This window comes from Mucilaginibacter sp. P19 (genome assembly GCF_050632265.1).
In the GTDB taxonomy this organism is placed as follows: Bacteria; Bacteroidota; Bacteroidia; order Sphingobacteriales; family Sphingobacteriaceae; genus Mucilaginibacter; species Mucilaginibacter gossypii.
This window is the reverse complement of the sequence record NZ_CP192586.1, coordinates 4015229-4038708: the sequence shown is the minus strand read 5'-3', so window position 1 is coordinate 4038708 and position 23480 is coordinate 4015229. Positions and strand designations below refer to the sequence as shown.

25 protein-coding genes and 1 pseudogene are annotated in these 23480 nt (G+C 40.9%); 6 read left to right on the top strand and 20 right to left on the bottom strand.

From position 1 onward, the window contains the following. The first annotated feature begins 113 nt into the window (after positions 1–113). Positions 114–308 carry a hypothetical protein gene (locus tag ACQ86K_RS19505; RefSeq protein ID WP_091162486.1) on the top strand — a complete coding sequence of 65 codons (195 nt, stop codon included), beginning with the start codon at positions 114–116 and terminating at the stop codon, positions 306–308. 16 nt (positions 309–324) lie between these two features. On the opposite strand, the gene ACQ86K_RS19500 is transcribed toward ACQ86K_RS19505, so the two are convergent. Then, complete coding sequence (locus ACQ86K_RS19500; protein ID WP_091162495.1) at positions 325–588, bottom strand: hypothetical protein; 264 nt, start codon at positions 586–588, stop codon at positions 325–327. A gap of 413 nt (positions 589–1001) precedes the next feature. Between ACQ86K_RS19500 and ACQ86K_RS19495 the strand changes: the two genes are divergently transcribed. After that, positions 1002–1907 carry a VOC family protein gene (locus tag ACQ86K_RS19495; RefSeq protein WP_431198587.1) on the top strand — a complete coding sequence of 302 codons (906 nt, stop codon included), beginning with the start codon at positions 1002–1004 and terminating at the stop codon, positions 1905–1907. Between the two features lie 70 nt (positions 1908–1977). Here ACQ86K_RS19495 and ACQ86K_RS19490 read toward each other — a convergent pair whose 3' ends face one another. The 6 genes from ACQ86K_RS19490 to ACQ86K_RS19465 form a co-directional block, all read right to left on the bottom strand. After that, positions 1978–2145: a hypothetical protein gene (locus ACQ86K_RS19490; RefSeq protein WP_176844334.1), complete on the bottom strand. Its 168-nt coding sequence runs from the start codon at positions 2143–2145 to the stop codon at positions 1978–1980. 6 nt (positions 2146–2151) lie between these two features. Beyond that, entirely contained in the window at positions 2152–2427 is a 276-nt protein-coding gene (locus ACQ86K_RS19485; RefSeq protein WP_431198586.1) for a (R)-mandelonitrile lyase, read from the bottom strand. 310 nt (positions 2428–2737) lie between these two features. After that, entirely contained in the window at positions 2738–3298 is a 561-nt protein-coding gene (locus ACQ86K_RS19480; RefSeq protein ID WP_091162910.1) for a DapH/DapD/GlmU-related protein, read from the bottom strand. A 10-nt stretch (positions 3299–3308) separates the two neighbouring features. Beyond that, complete coding sequence (locus ACQ86K_RS19475; RefSeq protein WP_091162502.1) at positions 3309–3569, bottom strand: hypothetical protein; 261 nt, start codon at positions 3567–3569, stop codon at positions 3309–3311. A gap of 64 nt (positions 3570–3633) precedes the next feature. Beyond that, the gene (locus ACQ86K_RS19470) at positions 3634–4512 is read right to left on the bottom strand and encodes a helix-turn-helix domain-containing protein (RefSeq protein WP_091162504.1); all 879 of its coding nucleotides are present in this window, start codon (positions 4510–4512) and stop codon (positions 3634–3636) included. A gap of 167 nt (positions 4513–4679) precedes the next feature. Continuing rightward, positions 4680–5897 carry a PQQ-dependent sugar dehydrogenase gene (locus tag ACQ86K_RS19465; protein WP_091162505.1) on the bottom strand — a complete coding sequence of 406 codons (1218 nt, stop codon included), beginning with the start codon at positions 5895–5897 and terminating at the stop codon, positions 4680–4682. A 454-nt stretch (positions 5898–6351) separates the two neighbouring features. On the opposite strand from ACQ86K_RS19465, the gene ACQ86K_RS19460 reads away from it, so the two are divergent. The 4 genes and pseudogenes from ACQ86K_RS19460 to ACQ86K_RS19445 all read left to right on the top strand — a co-directional run bounded on the left by ACQ86K_RS19460 (position 6352) and on the right by ACQ86K_RS19445 (position 9557). Beyond that, complete coding sequence (locus tag ACQ86K_RS19460) at positions 6352–6822, top strand: (2Fe-2S)-binding protein (protein WP_091162506.1); 471 nt, start codon at positions 6352–6354, stop codon at positions 6820–6822. Next, a pseudogene (locus ACQ86K_RS19455) lies at positions 6819–8380 on the top strand (molybdopterin cofactor-binding domain-containing protein); the annotation flags it as partial. The gene ACQ86K_RS19460 and the pseudogene ACQ86K_RS19455, both read left to right, overlap by 4 nt. Beyond that, a complete protein-coding gene (locus tag ACQ86K_RS19450; protein ID WP_431200892.1) occupies positions 8378–8887 on the top strand; it encodes a molybdopterin cofactor-binding domain-containing protein in 510 nt (169 codons plus the stop codon). The pseudogene ACQ86K_RS19455 and the gene ACQ86K_RS19450, both read left to right, overlap by 3 nt. A 76-nt stretch (positions 8888–8963) precedes the next feature. Then, positions 8964–9557, top strand: a complete 594-nt coding sequence (locus ACQ86K_RS19445) for a hypothetical protein (RefSeq protein ID WP_091162510.1) — start codon at positions 8964–8966, stop codon at positions 9555–9557. Between the two features lie 264 nt (positions 9558–9821). Here ACQ86K_RS19445 and ACQ86K_RS19440 read toward each other — a convergent pair whose 3' ends face one another. The 13 genes from ACQ86K_RS19440 to ACQ86K_RS19380 form a co-directional block, all read right to left on the bottom strand. Then, on the bottom strand, positions 9822–10769 hold the full coding sequence (locus ACQ86K_RS19440; RefSeq protein ID WP_091162512.1) for a hypothetical protein: 948 nt from the start codon (positions 10767–10769) through the stop codon (positions 9822–9824). Between the two features lie 3 nt (positions 10770–10772). Beyond that, positions 10773–12026: an MBOAT family O-acyltransferase gene (locus tag ACQ86K_RS19435; protein ID WP_223266063.1), complete on the bottom strand. Its 1254-nt coding sequence runs from the start codon at positions 12024–12026 to the stop codon at positions 10773–10775. Positions 12027–12426: 400 nt separating this feature from the next. Beyond that, positions 12427–12864: a helix-turn-helix domain-containing protein gene (locus ACQ86K_RS19430; RefSeq protein ID WP_091162517.1), complete on the bottom strand. Its 438-nt coding sequence runs from the start codon at positions 12862–12864 to the stop codon at positions 12427–12429. 575 nt (positions 12865–13439) lie between these two features. Next, positions 13440–13754, bottom strand: coding sequence for a hypothetical protein (locus tag ACQ86K_RS19425; protein ID WP_431198585.1), 315 nt, complete (start codon positions 13752–13754; stop codon positions 13440–13442). 182 nt (positions 13755–13936) lie between these two features. Then, positions 13937–14917 carry a PAS domain-containing protein gene (locus tag ACQ86K_RS19420; protein WP_431198584.1) on the bottom strand — a complete coding sequence of 327 codons (981 nt, stop codon included), beginning with the start codon at positions 14915–14917 and terminating at the stop codon, positions 13937–13939. 183 nt (positions 14918–15100) lie between these two features. Further along, positions 15101–16816 (bottom strand): polysaccharide biosynthesis protein, encoded by a 1716-nt coding sequence (locus ACQ86K_RS19415; protein WP_256337315.1) that lies wholly within the window; start codon positions 16814–16816, stop codon positions 15101–15103. A gap of 260 nt (positions 16817–17076) precedes the next feature. Beyond that, positions 17077–18102 (bottom strand): GNAT family N-acetyltransferase, encoded by a 1026-nt coding sequence (locus tag ACQ86K_RS19410; protein WP_091162524.1) that lies wholly within the window; start codon positions 18100–18102, stop codon positions 17077–17079. Positions 18103–18125: 23 nt separating this feature from the next. After that, positions 18126–18632 carry a GNAT family N-acetyltransferase gene (locus tag ACQ86K_RS19405; protein WP_090526775.1) on the bottom strand — a complete coding sequence of 169 codons (507 nt, stop codon included), beginning with the start codon at positions 18630–18632 and terminating at the stop codon, positions 18126–18128. A gap of 998 nt (positions 18633–19630) precedes the next feature. Next, complete coding sequence (locus tag ACQ86K_RS19400; protein WP_091162526.1) at positions 19631–20434, bottom strand: phytanoyl-CoA dioxygenase family protein; 804 nt, start codon at positions 20432–20434, stop codon at positions 19631–19633. A 27-nt stretch (positions 20435–20461) separates the two neighbouring features. Next, positions 20462–21268 carry a glycosyltransferase gene (locus ACQ86K_RS19395; protein WP_431198583.1) on the bottom strand — a complete coding sequence of 269 codons (807 nt, stop codon included), beginning with the start codon at positions 21266–21268 and terminating at the stop codon, positions 20462–20464. Next, the gene (locus ACQ86K_RS19390; protein ID WP_431198582.1) at positions 21256–21591 is read right to left on the bottom strand and encodes a hypothetical protein; all 336 of its coding nucleotides are present in this window, start codon (positions 21589–21591) and stop codon (positions 21256–21258) included. Before ACQ86K_RS19390 ends, ACQ86K_RS19395 begins: the two co-directional genes overlap by 13 nt. A gap of 91 nt (positions 21592–21682) precedes the next feature. Further along, entirely contained in the window at positions 21683–22768 is a 1086-nt protein-coding gene (locus ACQ86K_RS19385; protein ID WP_091162528.1) for an NAD-dependent epimerase, read from the bottom strand. A gap of 209 nt (positions 22769–22977) precedes the next feature. Next, positions 22978–23430: a hypothetical protein gene (locus tag ACQ86K_RS19380; protein ID WP_176844335.1), complete on the bottom strand. Its 453-nt coding sequence runs from the start codon at positions 23428–23430 to the stop codon at positions 22978–22980. Positions 23431–23480 lie beyond the last annotated feature (50 nt).

Here is a 23480-nt window from a genome sequence, read left to right as displayed (position 1 = left end):
AAGAGTAGGTCAAATGATCTTTTGAAGAAATGCTTTGAACTTCTTGTCGCTCAATCAACACTCTTTTCAATCAAATCTTCATTATAATTGTTGTTGCCTAAAAAGGAGGAAGCATGCCCTGGTATAACGGAGACTACCCGCCATCTTACAAAAATCAACCTCCCAAATTGCGGGAAAAGGCCGTAGAAATTGCTAATGAAATTTTGAAGGAAAGCGGGGATGAAGGCCTGGCCATAGCCACAGGTTTAAAAAAGGCACGGGAATATTTTAAAGATCATCCCGAAGAAGCTGATGCTGACAACGATTAAATTGTTCAGGAGGCTATTAAAACATCGCTGCGCTTTTGGGGGTTACTTTACCGATCCTTTTATCCCTGCGCGAAACAAGTTCGCAAAGCTGGATTGCCGAATTCTCAAAATCATCGTGGCTGTCACTAAGCAGGAGCCAGGCTGTATCAAAGCCCTCGTCTAATACAAAATCAGTGACGGCCGGTATTTCCCTTTTGAGGCTGGCATGATTTTCCCGCGTGGTAGAGATCCAAATACCGTTATGCTGCGGATTTTTACTAACCTTTCGGAAGATCAGCACAATCTTTTTTCGAAATAGATATAGAACATGCCTACCGCCGGCTTGATGATTATACCTGTCGGCAGGTAATCGAGCAGGAAGTCAAATGGCACGGGTTTTTTCATGGTTTTTCAACGAATGTGCAATATAGTATACCTGATGAAAATAGAGGGCTTTTCATTTGGTTTGGCAGACCGACGGTGAACGAACTCATGTCATAATATGCCGCTTAAATGTCACTAATGCACCTTGTCTGTCCATGAAAAACCAATTAGTTTTGAGGTAGTTAATAAGAAAAATCAGAACAGATTAGGGTCTTGAGTTCTTAGTCCGGATAAAGGCTGCAAGGTGAAGCCTTAACCGGCGGTGCTGCCTGTAAAAACAATTAACGCTTACAATTTTTTATTATATATCACCACTAAAATCATTTACCCATGTTACCCATCAAACCACACATCTGGTTCGACCAGGATAAAGCCCGGGAAGCTGCCGAGTTTTATGCAACCTTAATGCCCGATTCGGCTTTAAACTATGTTAATCATTTTCCAATGCCCGGCGGAGAGTGCGAAATAGTTGAATTTACCTTTGCCGGCCAGCCATTCCTGGGCATCAGCGCCGGGGATGGATTAAAGATCAGTCCCTCTATTTCTTTTATGATCAATTTTGATCCGTCGCGTGACTCGGATGCCGCAGGGCGTATTGACGAAGTTTGGAGCAAACTGTCAGAAAACGGAAAGATAATGATGCCGCTCGACCGCTATCCTTTCAGCGAGCGTTACGGTTGGGTAAGCGATAAATATGGCGTGTCATGGCAACTGATACTGACCAATCCGGCAGGTGAGGAAAGACCAGTGATTGTTCCGTCGCTGATGTATACGGACTTGGTGGCCGGTAAAGCTAATGAAGCCATCGACTTTTATTGTTCTGTATTTAAAGAAGGCAAACGGGGTATTACAGCCCCACGTCCAGAGGATATGGGGCCTGATAAAGCCGGCACGCTTATGTTTGCCGATTTTCATATCGACCAAACCTGGCTGGCAGCGATGGACAGCGCGCATCCGCACGGTTTTAGTTTTAACGATGCAGTGTCACTATTGATTCCTTGTGAAACGCAGGAAGAGATTGATTATTACTGGTCGGCGCTTTCAGCTGATGGCAAACCCGGCCAATGCGGTTGGCTGAAGGACAAATATGGCGTGTCCTGGCAGGTTGCATCAACAGTTATGTTAAAAACACTGAAAAACGGCAGCCCCGAACAAATTGCACGCATTACGCAGGCTTTTATGACGATGAAGAAAGTTGACGTCGCAGCCCTGCAGCGGGCTTCTGATGGCCTGTGACCGGTATCGGCGTGATGCTGCTATTAGCTGTTAACTTCCCGGACTTGGCATATTCCGCAGCATTAGGTTCCTATAGTTCAATTTTATTGCCTTCAGGATCCATCCAATGTACAAAGTTGCCATAACCGGCTTTCTCTACTGAATCGGTCGGCAGGATGCCGGCTGACTTAAGATTGGAATCATAAATCGGCGCATCTGCAGCTTCAGTACCGTATGCTTTTACTGTTGTTGTTTTCATAATCGTTTATTTTGAATATTGATCATCACTTACTTTCTCCAGCCAGGTAACCACCTCGCCGTTAACGGCTTCCTGAATGGCTATATGACTCAAAGCTTTACCCGGCGATGCACCATGCCAGTGTTTCTCGTTTGGTTCAAACCAAACTACATCACCCGGCCCTATATCTTCGATTGGCCCACCTTCGCGTTGTACCCGGCCGAGACCGGAAATAACAATAAGTGTTTGACCTGCCGGGTGGGTGTGCCAGGCTGTTCTGGCGCCGGGCTCAAAGGTGACCAACGCACCCGCGCCTTTGGTAGCTTCTTTTTTGCAAACAGGGGATCTATACGCACGGCGCCGGTAAACCAGGCTTCCGGACCTTTTACTGATGCTTGCGCACCGTTTTTAATTATTTCCATAATAAATAGATTGAGAGAGTTTATATGGTTTTGACATCAGTGACATAACGATAGCGTGCTTTTTCAGCCATTGTATTTTCCTGGCTTCATTAACTTATTCTGCCTTAATAACCTGTATTTGTGAGTAAATGTTATTGTCTGTATAGGAATTAACTTTTTAAGTTTCCGATATGCCGCTGCACCGTTATTCTTTATGGTTCAATGGTTTTTAAAATTTTTGCAGGAATACCCCCGACAACAGTATTTGCCGGTACGTCCTTGATAACAACCGCACCAGCGGCAACAACTGCATTCTCTCCAATGGTTACACCCGGCAATATAGTGGCACCCGCGCCAACCCATGCGTTGCGCTTGATAACGATAGGTTTGCAAATCATACCCCGCCGGTTAACCGGGTCGAGTGGATGATTTTCAGTGATCAGGTTTACCTTAGGGCCGAGGAGCACGTGATCTTCCAGCGTAATACCGCCCATGTCAAGAAACGAGCAGGCATGATTAATAAACACATGCTTGCCAATACTAATGAAACGGCCAAAGTTGGTATGGAAGGGTGCGAACAAAGTGGTGCTTTTGTCTATTGTTGCGCCAATAATGTTGCTAAGCTGTTCGCGGAGCTGCTCAACGGTGGTAGCTGCATTGAGTGCAGGCGACAACGCCAGAGTGCGGGCCACCACATCATTTACCTTGTGAAATTCCGGGTCAGTAAGCGGAACAAATTCCCCTGCTTTCAACCGTTCGAAAATATCTTTCATAATAATGTTTTTATTTAACGCTATTGTATTCATTATCAGAAATATGTAGCCATATCGCAATGCCTTTTTCTATATTGAAATTGATTGCTATTTGCGTAAAGCTGTTTTGGAACGTAGTACCATGCCAGTGTAAGATGCCCGACGAAATGGTGACCACATCACCTTTGTGTAGAAATTTTTGCGTCGTGGCACTTAGTGAAAACAGACTACCTGCACCTAAAATCATCAGCTGCAGTATGATGGAAGTTTTGTATCTGCCGATGTTTTTCATTTTGCAAAGTTAGTGCTGTTGCCAACTTTGTTGTTTAAGAAAATCAAACCAATGCTTATGAAAATCAAACTTCCATGGTGCGAAGCGAGCTTGGATTGGTGCCCGTCATACGTTTAAAATAATTGTTGAAGTAGCTGGGATATTCAAAGCCAAGTGCATAAGCAATGTCGGCTATGTTCCAGTCAGTATGTTGTAACAGTGCTTTTGCTTCGCTAATAATCCGCTCTGCAATGTGCGCAGATGTTGGCCTGCCGGTAACTTCCTTTACCATACGGTTGAGGTAATTTACGTGAAGGGCGAGGTTTTGGGCGTAGTCCTGGGCCGTCTTCAACTGCAACGGCTTATTTGGGCTTTCTACAGGAAATTGTCTTTCAAGCAATTCCATAAATACAGCAGCTACCCGGTAGGCAGCGTTTTTATGCTGATCAAAATTTTCAGAGGGCTGCATTTTCATCGCTTCATGCATGATCAGGTTGATGTAACTACGTATCAGGTCGTCTTTATATACGTAACTACTGTTTTGCTCATCTATCATCTTCTGAAAGAGGATGTTCAGAGACGCTCTTTGCTGTTCGGTGATCTTTAATACCGGTGTGCCGCCGATCTTGAAAAAGGGTGATTGCTGCAGCATATCGGTACGTTCTGAAACGCACAGAAATTCTTCGGAAAAGAGACAGGTATAACCCACATAAGTGGTTGATATAGTTTCCCAGGAATATGGAATATGCGGATTGCCAAAAAACAAAACAGTGCCCTCCACTTCAAAGCTGCGGTCGGCATAGTGAATCTTGCTTTTGCCTGTTGTTAAGCAAATTTTGTAAAAGTCTTTTCTACTGTAAAACCGGACAGCCTGATCGTCTTCTTCTATCTGGAAAACATTGAAGCCTTTTAACCTGAGTTCATTGTTAAAGGGAGAAACCGATCGCGCTATTTTATTGTCCATGATGTAAAGTTATGAAACTCAAACTTTCAATTTCCAATTAAAAGGACAAGCGCTGACCTTTGATGTAATAGTATATCCTGTTCCCGAATTGCAAACAGGCGGTTCCGCTATATTAAGCAGCGCTGATCGATTTAAGCAAAAATTACTCTCCCATATAACTTTTCACATTAAAGCTTACTTATTTTGTAAAGATTGCCATTGTCCGTAACACCGTATAATGCGCCGTCTTTGCCGGTAACAAGAGAACGCCAGCGTTCGCCCTTGTCTTTCAGCAGGCGTTCTTCCGCTACAATCTTATTGTCTTTGATAATAAGCCTGATGATATGTGATCCACCTAAGGCGCCTACAAATAGATTTCCTTTCCATTCGGGAATCAGGTTGCCTGTATAAAAGGTTATGCCGCAGGGTGAAATACTTGGGTTCCAGTAATAGATGGGTTGGGCCATGCCTTCTTTTTGCTGTATGCCATCGCCAACTTTTACACCCCTGTATTCGATACCATAAGTAATAACCGGCCATCCATAGTTCTTTCCCGGCCGGATAATGTTAATTTCGTCACCTCCGCGCGGACCGAATTCCGATTCCCATAATTCGCCGGTATTTGGGTTCATCGTCATGCCTTCAGGGTTTCTTAAGCCATAAGCGTAAATTTCGGGCAAAGCGCCGGCTTTTTGCGCAAATGGTCCATCGGGTACCGGTTTCCCGTCACGGGTTATGTGCAATACTTTTCCGATTGCGGTATTCAGGTCCTGGGCCTTGACGCGCATTTCATCATCCCCATGTTCGCCTGTGCTTACAAACAGGTTACCCTGTTTATCGAAAACGATTCGTGAGCCGAATTGCAGGTGACCGTTATAGGCGGGTTTAGCATGATAGATCACCTTTACGTTTTCGAGCCTGCTGTAATCGGACGAAAGTACACCAGTGGCGACAGCCAACTGGAATCCCTCAGGAACTTTTTCGGAGTATGACCAAAATAACATCCGGTCTTTTACAAAAGAAGCATCAAAATTAACATCTAACAAACCGCCCTGGCCACCCACCGCTACTGCCGGTAAACCTTGAATGTTCTTGTCTAAACCGCCATCAGCCTTTAATATCCGCATGGTACCGCCTTTTTCTGTAATTAAAAAGCGCCCGTCGGGCATACAGCGTAAAGCAAAGGGTTGCTTCAGCTCATGATTGATGACGTTTACACTGAGTTTGGTTTTAGTTTGTGCGCCAGGGGCCCTTGTCTGACCCGGAAAAGCAGGCTTGTAGTCGGCCGTTGGTGATTGCGTTTCAACGGGCGGCAGTGACTGGGCAACAGCCTGCGTAATATCAAAAAAAGAGCAAAGTGAAGCAATTGCACAGGTAACTAACAAGGGTTTGATTGTTTTTGACATGGGTAATATGTATTTGTTGTGAAGATAAATAATATGCCGGCAAATGTTAAAATGTGTTGAACAAATAAATCTGCCTGCTCCGATGATATTAAACGGCCATCAGGTTGTAACAGAGCCCAAGGACAATGATTTATTATCAGTACATATAAAGAGCGCTGCGATGTTTGAGATATCTCCCCCTGGCCGATATGAAATTGGCTGGTTAGTGTCTACAGCTTAGAATTTAAGTGCCCGCGGTATTTTACACCGGCATTTAAAAAGGTAAGCGGCCAAGCACGTCAGGAATATAGAACATTGAATTGAGAAACGGCCGGATCGGTTCACCCTGGCGCCAGATTTAACCTGCAATAGATTTAAAGAAAAATAACTATTTTATTTACACTGGTATTCCTGGTAGAAATATTTAAATTTAATTATTAATTCCCGATCTCAAGCCTAACTTAAACTCTTCAATATGATAGCGATAACAATCAATGGGAAACAGCTGGAGGTTGCCGCTGACCCGGACATGCCTTTACTGTGGGTTATTCGTGACCTTTTAGGTCTTACCGGCACCAAATTCGGTTGTGGCGTGGCGCAGTGCGGAGCATGTACTGTACACCTGAACGGCGAAGCTGTACGGTCATGCGTAACAAAAGTGAGCCGTGCGGCAGGGCAGCAGGTCACTACAATTGAAGGACTGTCTAAATTAAATGACCACGCTTTGCAAATTGCCTGGGCCGAACTCGATGTTCCGCAATGTGGTTATTGCCAGTCGGGTCAACTCATGTCTGCAGCTGTTTTGCTGCGGGAAAATCCCAACCCAACAGATCAGGATATTGACGATGCGATGTCAGGTAATATTTGCCGTTGCGGTACTTATCCCCGCATCCGGTTGGCTATACACAAAGCTGCAGAACTGCAGCGGGAAGGAGCAAAATCATGAACAGGCGTAACTTTATACAATCAGGTGCATTATTGAGCGGTGGCTTGCTCATCTCATTTACTATTCTAAAGGCAAATAAGCTTGCTGCCCTTGCAGATACGGCTGATTTAAATGTGTTTGCCCCTAATGCATTTTTAAATATAGGTACAGACAACAGCATTTCGGTATACCTGAGCCATGTGGAAATGGGGCAGGGGATCTGGACTACACTGCCCATGCTTATCGCGGATGAGCTTGATGTGGATCTGAAAAAAATCAATATTAAACATGGCGGTGCCGATAAGGCGTTTAACCATGTTATTTACGGTGCCCAAATTACCGGCGGGTCAAGTACCACCTGGTCTGAGTTTGACAGGTATCGTAATGCCGGCGCAACCGCGCGGACGCTCTTGCTTCAAACAGCCGCTACCCGTTCGGGGATTGCTGTTGAAAGCTGCAAAACGGAAGATGGGTTTGTTATTGCCGGGAGCAAAAGATACACTTATGGAGAGTTAGCTAACGATGCCGCAAAGTTACCTGTACCTGCAAAGGTTCCGCTGCGTTCACCCGCCGACTGGAAATACATCGGCAAAGGAAGCAAACGGATGGATGCCCGAGTAAAGACTGATGGTACTGCAAAATTTGGCTTAGATATCCAGTTTCCCGGATTGCTTACCGCAGTTGTTGCCCACGCACCTGTTTTTGGTGGTAAAGTTAAATCGTTTGATGCCGGTAAGGCGAAAGCAGTTCCCGGCGTAAGGGAGGTTGTACAAATTCCGACGGGTGTGGCTGTCATTGCCGACCACTTCTGGGCCGCCCAACAGGGACGGAAGGCCTTACAGATAACCTGGGCTCACGGCGCCGGCGTGCAGTTAAATACCGGTATCCAAACTGCGGCTTACCGAAAACTGGCTGCATCGGATGGCCTCCTGGTTCAGGAAAAAGGTGATGTTAAAGCAGCGTTTACAAAAGCGGTAAAAACCATTTCGGCAGAATATGTTTTTCCTTACCTGGCCCACGCACCTATGGAGCCACTGAATTGCACAGTAAAAATTGAAAATGATAGCTGCGAGATATGGACAGGCACACAGTTGCCAGGAGGAGAACAAGCTGCCGCAGCAAAAATTCTTGGATTTAAGCCGGAGCAGGTAAAAGTAAATATACCATTCCTTGGGGAGGCTTTGGCAGGCGTGCTACACCTGCCTGCGATTTTGTTTCGGAGGCGGTTCATATTGCGAAAGCAAGCGGTAGGCCGGTAAAAATGGTATGGACACGGGAAGATGATATGAAGAGCGGCTTTTACCGGCCTTTTTATGTCCATAATGTAAAGATTGGTGTTGATAAGGACGGTCTTCCCATTGTGTGGAACCATAATATTGCAGGTCAGTCAATTATGGCGGATGCGGCAGTGCTTTTTGGTCCGCCTCCGGCAATAGATGATACAACGGTGGAAGGAGTAAAAGGATCACCATACCTGGACGAAATACCAAATCATTTTGTCGGCCTTCACACCACTAAAGAAGTAGTGCCTGTTTTGTGGTACCGGTCTGTAGGTGGGACGCACACTGCATTTGTAATGGAAACGCTTATAGACCAGCTTGCCCACGATGCAGGTATCGACCCTGTGGAGTACCGCCGCGGGTTATTTAAAAATCACTCGAGGCACCTGGCTGCACTTAATCTTGTGGCTGAAAAAGGCAATTGGAACCGAACACTGGCTCCAGGGCGGTTTAAAGGCATTGCGGTACACGAGGCTTTTGGCAGCGTTGTGGCGATTATAGCCGAAGTAAGCGTTGAAAAAGGAGTTACGAAGGTACATCAGGTAGATTGTGCAATTGAGTGCGGCCTGGCCGTGAACCCCGACGGTGTAAAAGCCCAAATGGAAAGCGGGATCATTTTCAGTATCTCGATGGCAATGTACGGCGAGCTGACGTTCGTTAATGGAGAATTACAACAAAATAATTTTTATGATTACCGGATCACCCGGATGTATGAAGCACCGCGGATCAATGTTTACATTGTGGATAGCAAGGAAAAAATGGGGGTGCCGGAGAATGTGCAGTTCCGCCAACAGCACCGGCTGTAACTAATGCAATTTTTGCAGCAACCGGAAAACGGATTTACAATTTACCTATCGTTAACAACCGACTCGAAAAACAGGCATGAAAAAACTAATAATCACCATGATCGTTTTGTTTATGTCAAGCGCGGTCATATTATCGTTCAAAGAGGAAAATTCAACATTTAATTATGCGGCACTACCTAAAGATAGTGTGGCTTCTGTTGCAGCTTTTAAACAAGTTTACACTGTATTGATGAGTGCCCGCTGTATGAATTGTCATCCATCAGGTAATATACCACTGCAGGGCGACGATAATCACTTGCACACCATGTTTCCCAAAAGAGGGGTGGATGGTAAGGGTGTTTATGCCATGAAATGCGCCAATTGCCATCAGCCAACAAATACTCCGGGCTTGCACACGCCCCCGGGTAATCCCAATTGGCATCTCCCACCGGCCGATATGAAAATGGTTTTCCAGGGGAGGACACCCCGCCAATTGGCAAAACAAATCATAGATCCGAAGCAAAACGGGCATAAGGACATGCAGAAGCTCATTGCACATGCAGATGATGGACTGGTGCTTTGGGCCTGGAAACCGGGGGAGGGCCGTAAACTTCCACCAATGAGCCACGCAGCATTTAAGAAAGCCTGGCTTACCTGGTTAAAAACCGGCGCGTATGCCCCGGCTAAATAAAGTGCGGCAAAGCCGGGATTACTAAGGATGGACGAGAGCGGGGTTTTTAATATCATGGCTATCTAAGTTATTGATTTATAATGTTGCATTATTTAAATGCAGTTTAGTTAATAATAAAGCGCGTCCCTGATCGGCGTTTTATTATTAACCTGCTATTAAAATTGCCGGCAACCTCCTGCAATAGTTCGTCGGATAGCTATTTATAAGACAAAAAAAGCCCGATACATTTTGTACCAGGCGCTGTTAGTTAGTTGTTTGTTATTATTAATTGCCACTGACCGTTTTATTATCAAGCTGACTTAGGGATGCGGTATTAACGGTATTAAGCATCCCGTTTATAATGCGCTGATTGATGTAAGCTGAAAACTTTAAAGCTCCTTTGAAATTCAAATGCCCAAAATCGGCAAAGTCATCATTTTTTAGCGGAAAGTTATTGAAGTCCAGGAATTTTATATCGTTAAAGTAACGCTCACGGATCAGCGAAAATTCGGCCTCATTATTTCTGTACTCATACAAAGGATGTTGCGGGCTCCTGATAAGGAAGACACTTTTATGCATTCCATTGCAATAATCTATTATTTTTCTTAGATATTGAATATTGGTTGTTGAGATTACACTTTTATTTGATGCTGTTTTAATATTTTTGCCCGCCGGATTATTTGAAGGTAAAAGCCTGGAACCTTCTATTTTAAAATATCCTCCTGTTTTTCCTGTATAATCGTAATTAAATGAAAGCGCTTTAATAAAATTGGTACGTGCAGCTATGCCTACACAATTCATAAAATATTTTGAATTGTGCTTAGCCAGCAATTCAAAATCGGCCGGGCTCATAAAAGAGGCATATTGCGGAAACATGTTTGACATGTAGGTATATCCCCATGTCCAGTCATCCATCTTTGTGTCAATCTGGTTATTTGAAAATTCTATAAGTACGGTGGTTATCTGAGGGTTTTGCGACAGGTATTTTTTAACTTTTTGAAAGGTGTAAAAGTAAGATTCGGCAGAGTGCGACAGATTGGTTAGTTTGGGTATCAGGGTATCATTGTAGGCACATTCTGAATGTGAATGACCAAAAAGTGCAATAGTATTGTCTTTCTTTACCCTAAACTTTGAAAATTTATTTACCATATAACCCGGAATCAGGGCAATAGCCAATATGAGCAGGCAGCTCACTAAAACAAATGATATGGTTTTAATTAAAAAGCGGTGCATTGCTTAAAATTGAAAGTAAATAAACTGCTGCTCTTTTCCTGTAAATAAAAAAATCACTATCACCAATGTATAGTAAAAGGTCAATCTGTACCCTCTTTTTCTTAACCAGCTTAACTTCTCAATGGCATATTGGTTTTCCCGCCCCTGCCACTCAACAATTATAAAACATAGGATAAGAGTGATCACCTCAAGCAATTGTGCCTTGTTAACATCTAATTGAGGTATTGAAAAAAGAGATCGTGAAAAAATCCGGCCGATGTATTTAAATGCTTGTGTAACGCTATCAGCCCTAAAAAAGATCCATGCAAAAATTACCTGCAGAAATGTAGCTATCATTTGCATGAATTCGGTGAACGTTGGCATAGCTTTGCCTTTGGCTGCAATTTCGAGGTGGTTTCTGTTTGTTTTTAAAAGGATAGAAGGGAGAATGAATAAAGCATTTAGAAGGCCCCAGATGATGAAGGTCCAGTTGGCGCCGTGCCAAAAGCCGCTAACCAAGAAGATGATTAATGTGTTTCTTACTTTGAGCCAGGTGCCTGTTTTGCTGCCCCCAAGAGGTATGTATAAGTAATCTCTAAACCATGACGATAGTGAGATATGCCATCTGCGCCAAAACTCGGCCATATCTCTTGAAAAGTACGGGAATGCAAAATTTCTAAGTAGTTCAAATCCAAAAAGTTTTGCTATGCCTAATGCCATATCAGAATATCCTGAGAAATCGCAATAGATTTGGAATGCAAAAAATATAGCGCCTAAAACCAGGGTACTGCCTGAATAATGCGAACTATTTGCAAATATCATGTTGGCATAGTCGGCACATTGATCGGCAATTACAGCTTTTTTAAACAGGCCCCATAGAATTTGCCTCAAGCCATTAATTGCGTCCTGGTAGTTAAACTCTCTCTTTGTTTTTACCTGGGGCAAAAGGTGTGTTGCCCGTTCGATAGGGCCCGCCACCAAAAGCGGAAAAAAACTTACGAACAATGAATAGTCGATGAAGTTCCGTTCGGCTTTAATACGGTTTTTGTAAACATCAATTACATATGATAAACCGTGAAATGTATAAAAAGAGATACCGACAGGCAGGATTACATTTAGGGTAAACGGGCTTAAATGGATCCCTATACTGGCGCATATGCTGGCAAGCGATGCTGCAAAGAAATTGTAGTATTTAAAAACACCCAAAAAGCCCAGGTTTACAGATATGCTTAACCAAAGCCAAAAGGTTTTTAGGCGATGTGTTTTTGCCTGGTACATTTTTAGCCCGGTAAAATAATCTAAAAGGGTCGAAAAAATTAACAGTAAAAGAAACCGCCAGTCCCAGCAAGCGTAAAAAAATAGCTTGCAGCTAGCAGTAACAAATTTTGCTGTTGCAGTTTTCGGTTAAGTACAAACCAATAAAGCACAAAAACCACAATCAGAAATATTCCGAACCCAAAGGAATTAAAAAGCATGATGGTGAATTTTAAAAAATAGCCAAAGTGGCCGACTTAGGGATATTCAGTATGTATAGAGGCTGGGAAATAGGTAGATGTAGATGTATAACAAAAGGCAACAAAAATTGATCGCTGTTTTGCAGCAACCAACTTACAACTGTATAAAAAAAGTGAGTAAAAGCTTTTTGTCAATATAATAATTTTGTGAAATCTGGAAGCCATCAATCTGGCTTTAGTGTGTTTTCGTTACGTAACGCTTCATTGAATTTTTCAAGCAATTTTATATACTTGTCCATCCAATAATATATGGCATCAAGCGGAGCCTCTTTTGCTTCATGGGTTTCGATATCCTTTTCGGCATTAGGTGAGTTAAATCTCAAAGCAAATTCATTGGGAAATTCCTTTGAAAAATCATGCTCAATAACGATACCGATCTGACAAATTATATCAAAGCTAAGCCTTTTGGTATTGAACCAATTGTATAAGGTTCTGCGGCTTACGTTGAGTTTCCGGGCGATTTCACTTATCCCCATATGGTCACGTCTAACAATTCGCTCTACAATTTTGCCAAAATGTAAATCTTGAGTGTCATTAATACCAATAGATCTTTGATCATTATTGATATATGAGCTAACAGGGTAATAAACTTTGCTGTGCATAAGATTAGATTCGATTAGGTGTCAATTTTTAGTTGGTTAGCATAATTAATTTAGGTTATAATAAACTGCAAATTACTCATAGATACTTATGATCATAAATATCGGGTCTCGGATTTTTTTGAATCATGATTTAAGTTTAGGTTACTCATTTGTTTGGTATTTAATGCTTCACATTCGTTTATCAATAAACAAGCAATGACCTTGTTGATAATTCATATCATCGTTTGTGAACTAAATTTATGTATACTTCCTATCTTAATTCAACCTATAAAAGGTCAAATTATACCTGTAGAAGGCGTTAATGCACGTTAATTAGGAATGGTAAAAATGGCTCTGCACGTTTTTGGGGTCAATATTTGCCAGTTTTTGTGAGTGGTAGTTAAGTTATTAAACTGCTATCCATCCAATAAAGTGTTATTTTAGTTAATTTTACTAAAGGTGTAATTTTTTTCAAAATAAGATAAATTTAATACATGGCGCTAATGTAAACACATAAACTCATAAAATATTGGCGAATTATCATTTTTTTATCTACCGATTGGAGATCATTACGATAAAATATTTTTCTAAACAGCTCAATCCGTCAAAAAGTTGGCTGTTTTAAATGGTGAAAGAGGAGTGATATCCAGAAGTATTCCTGATAGCTTTTTACACTTATTATTTTGAAATTCAGGATAACCAATAATTCTTATTTTTCTTGAATTACCTTTGGCGGTTATCATATCAACTTCAATATCAAAAGAGCTTCCGTATTTTAATGCGTCTTTTAAAGCTTTTTTACTGAGTCTCTCGCTTTTACCTTGTTTAAAAAGCTTCCATATCGTTTTTATATCAGGTACAAAGTACTCAGGTACTTCAAGGATGCTTTTTATAACATTATCCCATTGCATGGTATGGGTAAGCAGATCCCGTGTCCAGGTACCTATTTTTGACAAGGTTGCAGCTCTTTTTAAAAGCTTCTCGGCCTGTTTGTTTTCTTTCTCTATGGCTTTAATTTTGGAGATATCTTCGGTATGGATAAATAGTCCGCCTGTTTCTCCCGAAGTTGTAAACCAGGGGTGAATATTCCACTTTAGCCAAACGCGGGTACCATCATTTTTTTTAAGAGCAGGCCATCACATTGATATATATTACCTTTTAAGCAATGATTATGGAGCTTTTCGCATTTCTTTTTTGTGGCTGGTAAAACTTCATAAATACTTTTTCCAATAAAACCTGTGTTTTCAAGTTTATATTCGGCAACCCATCTTTTTGAAGCAGCAATAAATTGCATCTGGTTATCGAACATGGCAATAGCAATAGGGGCCTGTTCTATAAGCGTTTTATTATGCGTATTATCTTCTTTTTGTGTTTCGATGAGCTCACCATCGGATGATTTTTCTTCTAAATATCTATGATAGCATGCCGAAAAGTTTGACGGGTTGGAAAAATTAAGCATTACTGCCATTTGGTTTTTATTGCAGCGCTTTTCCCTTATATATCTGTCTGCAATTTCCATTTGCAGATACCGGTAATAGGAGAAAATAGTTTTGCCGAAGTTTTGCTTAAAATCCCTTTTTAATTTCGACTCAGATACAAAATGTTGTTTTGAAAGTGCAGAGATACTCGGAAACCCGATAAACAGGTTCTCATTTAGTGTTTTTGCAACATTTTCAAGGAGCTGGTCGTTTTGAGTTACAAACTCAGGTAGTTTTTCTACTCCTGTTTTATTATCGTGGGATTTATTATTTAAGGGGCTAATGTCTGCCATATGCGCATAAAAACCCTTTATTTCACCTTCAACATAGTTAGGATGATAAGTTATCCGCACGTTTTTTGCTTTGCCCGAATACAAATGAATTACCTGGTCAAAAACCTGTATTTTACCGCCTAACACACCATTAATATAAGGAAGCTGCACGTCAAATAATGTTCCCAAAATCTCCGAAAGATGTGATTTATTGATCATATGCTCGGGGGTTATCCCGAACCAATCGGCCGTAGCTTTATTGGCATACCGGCAAATCAGGTTTTTATCCCAATAAGCCAGCATGGCCTCAGTATGCTCCGTCACGTTGAACGCTATCTCAAAAAAGTCAGAATTCGGATCAAAGGACATTGGATTTCCTCTTTAAAAAATAACAATCATCAGCTTTGCCCATTGTAATACGAATGGGATCTTAGGTTATAATCTGCTTAAATCTGCAAATTATTATTGAAAACCTATAAGATTAATCATATAAATTACAAAAAAAGCTCAGTTTACCATTTGTTTGTCAATCAATTTTACATCGAGCTTTTCATATTGGGAATTATTGCTGATGTAATCAGGCAATATGGTTTTCATTTTCGATACCATCAAGTCAACTTCATTATGCAGGTTAAGTTCCAAAAGGTCCTTTATTAAATTATTGATCTTAGCGTAACTAACCGGGATGTTTTTGGAGATTTTGATGTCTTTGTTATAAGTAGGTATTACCTCTTCTTCCGCATTTAACAACTCTTCATATAGTTTTTCGCCGGGCCGCAAGCCGGTATAAACAATCTGGATATCTTTTCCCGGAACAAGACCAGCCATTTTTATCATATTCGCCGCCAGATCGGCGATTTTTACTGGCTCGCCCATGTCAAACAAAAATATTTCACCCCCATTACCCATTACGGCTGCTTCAAGTACCAGTTGTACAGCTTCGGGTATAGTCATAAAGTATCTTGTGATATCCGGGTGGGTAACAGTAACAGGCCCGCCTTTTTCAATTTGTGCTTTAAAGCGAGGGATCACGGAGCCGTTTGATCCAAGGACATTACCAAAGCGGGTTGTTATAAACCTGGTTTGGTTGCCTTTTGACGGATCAGAGTTGAAAAAATGCTCTTCAAACAACAGGTTATTTAACGATTGAATATACATTTCGGCTATCCGTTTTGAGGCCCCCATGATGTTTGTTGGACGCACCGCTTTATCTGTTGATATCATTATAAATTTTTCGACATTAAATTCTATTGAAATATCTGCCAGGATTTTTGTGCCCCATACGTTGGTTAAAATAGCTTCGGTTGGATTATTTTCCATCATCGGTACGTGCTTGTAAGCTGCCGCATGAAATACTATTTGAGGCCTGTATAAATTAAACAGTGTTTTTATACGACCAGAATTTTGGATATCAGCAATAAAGATCCTGGTGCGGTTTCCGTACAAACCGTCTTCAATTTCCATTTGAATATCGTGCAACGGGGTTTCGGCCCTGTCACATAATACAACAAATTCCGGACTATACATTAACACTTGCCTTACGAGCTCAGAACCTATTGAACCGGCAGCACCCGTGATCAAAATCCTTTTACCTTTAATGTCATCTAAAATATGTTCATTGCAGATTTTTATGGGTTTTCGCTCCAACAGGTCTTCTATTTTTAAGTCTTTAAACTGATTTAGGTTTGGCTTGCCATTGATCCACTGGTCTGATGACGGCACAACAATTACTTTTATGCCAAGTTCAATGCATTTTTCAACCGCCTTTCTTTTCCCATCGATTTTTATATCCTCGGATGTTATCAGCATTGACTTTATATCATAGCGTTTTTTTAGCATATCAATTGATTTGATAGGATAAACCTGCTTTTGCTCAATGCATTTTGATATTCTGTCAACCCCGGTGTCGATAAAGCCCTGAACATTGAGTATAAATCCTTTTTGTGCTTCAAGGGCATTTTTAATTAGTATGGAAGGTTCGGTGGAGCCGTAGATGAGTACATTTTCTTTTTCAACTTTATAGCTTGTTGTCTCAATGTATTTAAAAACATCCTTTATAATAATACGCATACACATAAGCATAGACGAAGTGATAAAGAAATTGATCAGCAGCACATCCATCAATCCGCTGACATCTATTTTAAGATAGAACGCGAAGAACAAATGATAAAACAGCAGAAAAGTAACGTTACTTGCCAGTACGGTTATTAAAATCCGCATCATATCCCGTGTGTTGGAATACCTGATAATACATGTATGTATTTTCATTATCATAAAAACCAGCACCGCATTGCTGCAATAAAAGAGCATATAATAAAGACTGATGGGATCAAACTGAAGCCGGTTTTTAAAATATAGAGATGTCCATAATGATAACAAAACTACCATCAGGTCAATTACCAGGATTAACCATCTTGAATGGAACTTATCCTGGAATAACAAATTTTTGAGGTATATCATAACTGGTTTATTTAGGTATTATCTTAAGCGTATCTGTATAGCGGAAAAAAGTCTACTTCGGCATTTTCTTCAATGCCCTTATCCTGCAAAAGCTTTTGGTACATTTCGGGATTGGCAATATATCTCCATGTTTTAAAGTCAAGATGGAGGTTGGAGAAGGCGCATTTCCAGTCAAAGAGCTTGTCGTTTTTAAATCCAAGGCCACCGCCCAGGTTGTAATATTTCATTCCTTTTTCTCTGCCAATCTGCGTTATGCAATCGGCCAGAAATTTGGTTGGGCTATGATGTAAATATTCTGCGCGGGCACCAACTAAATGGGCTTGAATAATGCCATTTGTAAAGGCTATTATGGTGCTTGCAATTGCAATGTCGTTGTAGTAAACAGTAAGCAAACGGGCCTCATATTCAGAGGTGTTTAATATTTCTGAAAAGTATTTTTCATTAAACAGGTAGTAGCTACTGGCGCCAACGCGTTTCATGTTTTCGGTATAAATTTCGACAAAGGTGTTTAAGCCGTCAGCATTTGTTTCGTCCTTTACTTTAAACCCCATTTTCCATGCGTGCTTAATAGCATCCATGGTTGATTGCCTGTATTTTTTGCGCTGTTCATCAATAGGCACTGAAAGGTCAAGTACTACCGTTTTTCCGTTTTCGTGAACACCTCCAAATTTCTCCAGTAATTTTTGCTGCTTATAAAAAGGATGAAGTCTTACAAAAACAGATACGTACCTTTCCTTTATAAGGAAATTGTTGAAAGCGCTTTTAAAATTTTCCATCAAGTCCTCATCTATCTCATCAATCCTTTTGTTTGAAAACGGACCCGAAAAACCATATACACAGGTTAGGTCGCTATAATCAGAACCCGGAATTTTTCGCTGCAGTAGGGGGAAGCCGATGTAGGTATCTGACTCCTCATAAATAAATAAAACAGGATCTCCAGCTGTTTCAAGGGAGTGATAATGCCATGTATGATAAAAATCATATTCGGCCGAATTACCGACGTAAAAAATCCATTTATCTTTATTGAGCAGGGTAAAGATCTTAATCATTGAATTAAAGTTTATGATAGTAATTATGACTGTTGATTTTGAAGGCAAACAAATTTACTTTTGGTAATACTCATTGTAATCAAATCATTTACCTTACCTGTAATTTCAAATCCGGCCTTTTCATAAACAGTGATTGCCGCGATATTTGCAGGGTGGACCTTTAAATAAATCTCATCCAGTTCCTTTATTAAAAAGCCATACCGTATCATCTGTACTGTTGCCTGGTAACCAATTCCTTTACCCCAGTAAAGTTTGTTACCAATAAACAGGTGCAGTTCTGCGTCATGATCAGTAATATCAAGCAGTTGGATATTACCTATATATGTATTAAGTTCTTTAACACAAATTGCAAATCTAAGCTGATCGGGCTTGGCCAGCTTTTCACGTAACCAGGCTGTTTCTATTTCCGAACTAATATAATGAGTGGGTTTGTAGCCTGTATAAACCCATATCAATGGGTCGTTACGCCATGCGTAAGATACGGACGCATCTTCTATTACAAGGGGGCGTATGTAAACTGAAATGGTCATAAAAAAGTCTTAGCGTATTTAACATATAAAACATATCCTGAAGGTCATACCGTTGATCGATTGGTAATGGTACTAAGCACCGGGCCAGGTAATTTTCGTTGGTGTTTTTCTTAGTCCACTTAAATACATTAGGCCAGTAGGTAGCAACATATATTTTTTTCTGTATCAGATGTACTTTTAAGTGCCGGTCATTAGTTAAAAAAGGATAAACCAGCGGTACTGTATGCTCATCAGCGGCATCAAACTTGAGCAGGTTAAATTCAGCAAGGTGCTTATGCAAAAAATTAAAGTTTCGTTGCCTTGCAAATACACATTCGTTGTAATTAATGCTTGTAAGTATCTTTCGGGTTAATAACGACATGGACCTGATCTCGTTGTTTTCCAGGTCCTTGCTGTTGTTAATGTAGTCAGAATACCCGGCTTCTATACCTGCGTCTATACTTTTTATGAGGTGCGAAAACCGGTTTACTGAGCTATCTACGGGTAACTTTTTAGTGAGTTTTCTTTTAATGCTTAAGTATGCTCCGTCCGGAACGCCAAAAAACTTACGGCACGAGTAAAATGTATCAATGCCGGCAAGGGGCTCTGAAAAAAGGCTTGCGAATTATCAATTATAAGATTTTTGATTTTGACGCTAAGCTCTGATGCTTTTTTTGTTTTATACCAAAGTAATTGGTATATAAAAAACAGGCGTCAGGCTCAATCTCAAAATCAATTATGGGATCTAACTGCCGATCAATATGATAAAACTGGTATTGAATGCCTATTCGTACAATTGGTTCAAGCAATACATCGCAGGTGAAATAAGGAATATAAATTTTATGATATTTTTTTGTATCAGTATGTATTCTAATGCATTACGTCCTGTGTTTAACCTAACCAAATCGGGATAGTATTCATTCCCTTTGGGCAGTTCCAGCTCCAAATACCCGCCTATGGGTTTTAACGCGGCTTTATTTTTTTGCATGACTGTAAATTGAGTGTGAAAAATAAAGTTGTTATCCCTGGTCGCTTTTATACATTCTTAAATGAATGGGCTGATAATATTCTTCCAGGCTTTCTGGGATACGTGAATTATAACCCAATACCTGCCGCTGATCTGCACTAAGCTTATCAATAAAGTCGTAGCCTAATACCCTTGGATAGTCCATTTGTGGTTTAATAAAAGGGCGGGTGAATCCCAGCGTTAACGCCCGGCGTTGCTTAATTGTCTTATTTTCGCCGGCAGCATGCCATATATTGGAGTCGAAAAGGATGATACTTCCTTTTGGTGTTACCGCCCTGTCGGCGGTTTCGTAGAAATAAGTTTCGTTAGGTCTGATATCTGTTTTATGTGAGCCCGACAGGAAATAGGTAGCACCGTTTTCTTCGGTAAAATCATCAAGGGTAACTATCATTTGCACTAATAATTTCGTGTCGCCTAAAAATGTGCGCACATCACGGTGCATGTTACTTACATAAGGATGTTGCTGCTGGGTGTGTATTACAGCATTAAAGCCATTAAGTATATAATTACCACTCAAAAAATAAGCAATCTCATCGGCACAATACATTTTTTCAATAAACGGTAAGCTGAAATTGTCCTTTTCAACAAGGTGGTGAAGTGTGCCGACCATATTAGAGCCTATCCCGTTTTTTTCCTGAATGGCTCGTCGTTTTACGTACCCTTCCTTTAAGTCCTCATTAATAACTGCAACAAAATCGCTGTCTAAAGCATTCTCAAAAATAACCCATCCGTAATCACGCATCGCAACGCGGAAATCTTCAAAGTGCCTGTCTCCGTAGTTAAGTCTATTTCTCATGAATTTGTATTGTTGATTTTCGGCTAATTAGTTCAGGTCCATAATCTGCATCATCATAGCATTTACTTTATGCACATCAAATTTTTCCTTTGCCAAGGCCAGTCCGTTAAGCCCAAAACTGCTGATAGCTTCCTTGTTGGTTATGAAATACTCCATTTTTTGCACAAGTTCGGCTGTGTTTTTTACAGGTATTAAAAATCCATTGCTGTTGGGTGACGTTTCGACAGTTTCCCTGCAACCAACAGAATCGCAGGTTATAATGGCACGCGCCATAGCCATGGCTTCAAGCAAACACCGTGGAATTCCCTCCCGATAGTATGAAGGCAGTACCACAACAGATGAACTGCTTATATATGGTCTTACATCATCAACGGCGCCCAGGTAATTAATTACACTCCGGTGCTTTATTTCCGAAAATAAGTCGGGGTGAATGGCATCGACATTATCATCATAGGATCCGATTAGTTTGAAAGTTACCTGCGGGTGTTTTAGGAATACAATTTGCGCCGCTTCAAAATATTCGCGGATCCCTTTGGCATTGATTAGCCTGGATACCATGATAAAGCTTATATTATTAATATCCGGCCGGGTAGGGGTATAGTAGCTCAAATCAACTCCCGATCCGTTAACTACTGCAGTTTGATGCTTTGCCGATATTATTTTAGAATCAAGCAGCGTTTGTACATCATCTTTATTTTGAAAGATGACAGACAACCCCTGTCTGTTTTTAAGGCTGAACTTAAGTAGTAAGCGTGTAATTTTGCTTGTTAAAGATGTGTTACCGTTAACAAAGTTATACCCAAGACCCGAAAGCATCGGGGTTATTTTTCGCACATCGCCCAGTTTGGCTGCAAGTGTTCCATATATAACCGGTTTAAGAGTGTATGGAAAAAAACATCCGGCTTTAGCTGTTTAATGAGTCGGTAAAGTTTCAACGCGTATTTCAGATCAGATAAGATCGATACATTACTGCCGTTTAGATTGTTTTCAAATAAAACGATGTTTAGCAATGCCAGTTTTGCGCGTTGCTCGGGCGGTATTGCAGGGATAAAAGCATAAACAGTATGTTCTCTCCGCATCAGCTCAACTAATTTACCTCTAAAATCAATCAACGATTTGGCCGAATCGCAGGCGATCAGCACTTTTTTGCTTGCCATGATGGTATAATAAGCAATAGGTTATGAGCGAGGATTTAATTGGGGATGTAATGCCGTTCAAAGACAATGCACCGTTATCGGCGGTGGTATTTTAGTGAACAAGGACCGGCTCGGGCCTGGTGCTTTTAATATGGTAATATTTTTTATACCATGCAATAAATCGCTCAACCCCTGTATGAACAGAAACCTGAGGCTTGTAGTTCAGCATTTCATCTAAATTTGAAACATCGGCACAGGTTTCAGCAACGTCGCCATCCTGCATTGGCATTAGTGTTTTAATTGCTTTTTTGTTCACTTGTGCCTCAATTTCGCTTACAAAATCAAGCAGGTTAACCGGTGCTCCTCTGCCAATGTTAAACACCCTGAAAGGTGCAGATGATGTAGCCGGATCAGGATCTTTGGCATCCCACAGAAAATTGGGCTCTGCCGGCTGATCAATAACATGCATAATGCCTTCAACAATGTCATCTACGTAGGTAAAATCGCGAAGCATATTACCGTTGTTAAAAACTTCAATAGGCCTGCCTTCCAGAATTGCTTTGGTAAAAATAAATAAAGCCATATCCGGCCTACCCCACGGCCCATAAACTGTAAAAAAACGTAACCCTGTAGTTCGCAGGTTAAATAAATGGCTGTAGGTATGGGCCATCATTTCATTGGCTTTTTTTGATGCTGCATATAATGAAACCGGATGATCGGCGATATTATGCTCGCTGAAGGGCATTTTTTTGTTTAAACCGTAAACGCTTGATGAACTGGCGTAAACAAGGTGATTAATCTTGAAATGTCTGCAGCATTCCAGGATGTTTAAAAATCCTTTTACGTTTGTGTCAATATAAACATCGGGATTAGTAAGGCTGTAGCGCACACCGGCCTGTGCGGCCAGGTTACAAACGGCATCAAACTGATAGTTTTGGAATTGCTGCTGCAGATTTTCCTTATCCGTTATATCCAGTTTAATAAACGTATAATTTGGATGTTTTGTGCTGCAAACAGGTTTGTTATAAACCATTCCTGATACTTTTATGCCGGCATCCTGCAATCGGGCGTGCTTTAACTTTACATCGTAATAATCGTTAATATTATCAATGCCTACAACGGTGTCACCGCGTTTAAGTAATTTTTGGGTTAAATGATAGCCGATAAATCCCGCAGTGCCGGTAATTAAAATTTTCATAAATAAGTGAAATTAGGTTTGAATGAAAGCCTGAGTGGAAGGCGTTGATTATTGGTTGATTATAAGCGCGAACGCTTAAATAATGGTAAATGCCTGTATCAAAGAATCAGGAACGGTAACGAAAAAGGCAGGTAGATGTACTTGTTGCAGAATACTTTTGAGTAAGGAGTTTATCAAATTGCGCGCGTTTGAGTGTGATTTGATAAATCTTACTTCATGGTGTAAGTGTATTTTCTCCCGTTTGTAAGTGGATTACTATTGTCTGACGTTGAGAAATACAATGTGTTGCCCCAATGGCTAAATTGTCCCAGTCCAAAATTGCGGATATCACGGTGGGTAGAGTGGGCCGGCCCCAGTTCAACACCATTTTCAAACAGCCTGAGCTTTGAAACAGTTGGAGAGGTGTTTGAATCCCCAATTTCAGGTAAATCATAGCCAATTTTGTAACAAAAGCCGCTATCGACTCTCAACCCTATCAAGCTTATCGATTTGATAGATTCGTCCTGTGGTGTTGTAACAGGAGGAGTAGTTGTAGGCGGTGTTGTAGTTGGTGTTGGTGTCGGCTGGTCGGCTTTTTTACAGCCGTTAATAGCAGATAGCATGGCTACAATTGTTATTATAGGCAACACAACATTTCGGGTGGATTTAATAATTGTTTTCATAAAATTTTTATTTTAGTTAGTTAAAGTTGTTGCGCTACTATGTATAAGTC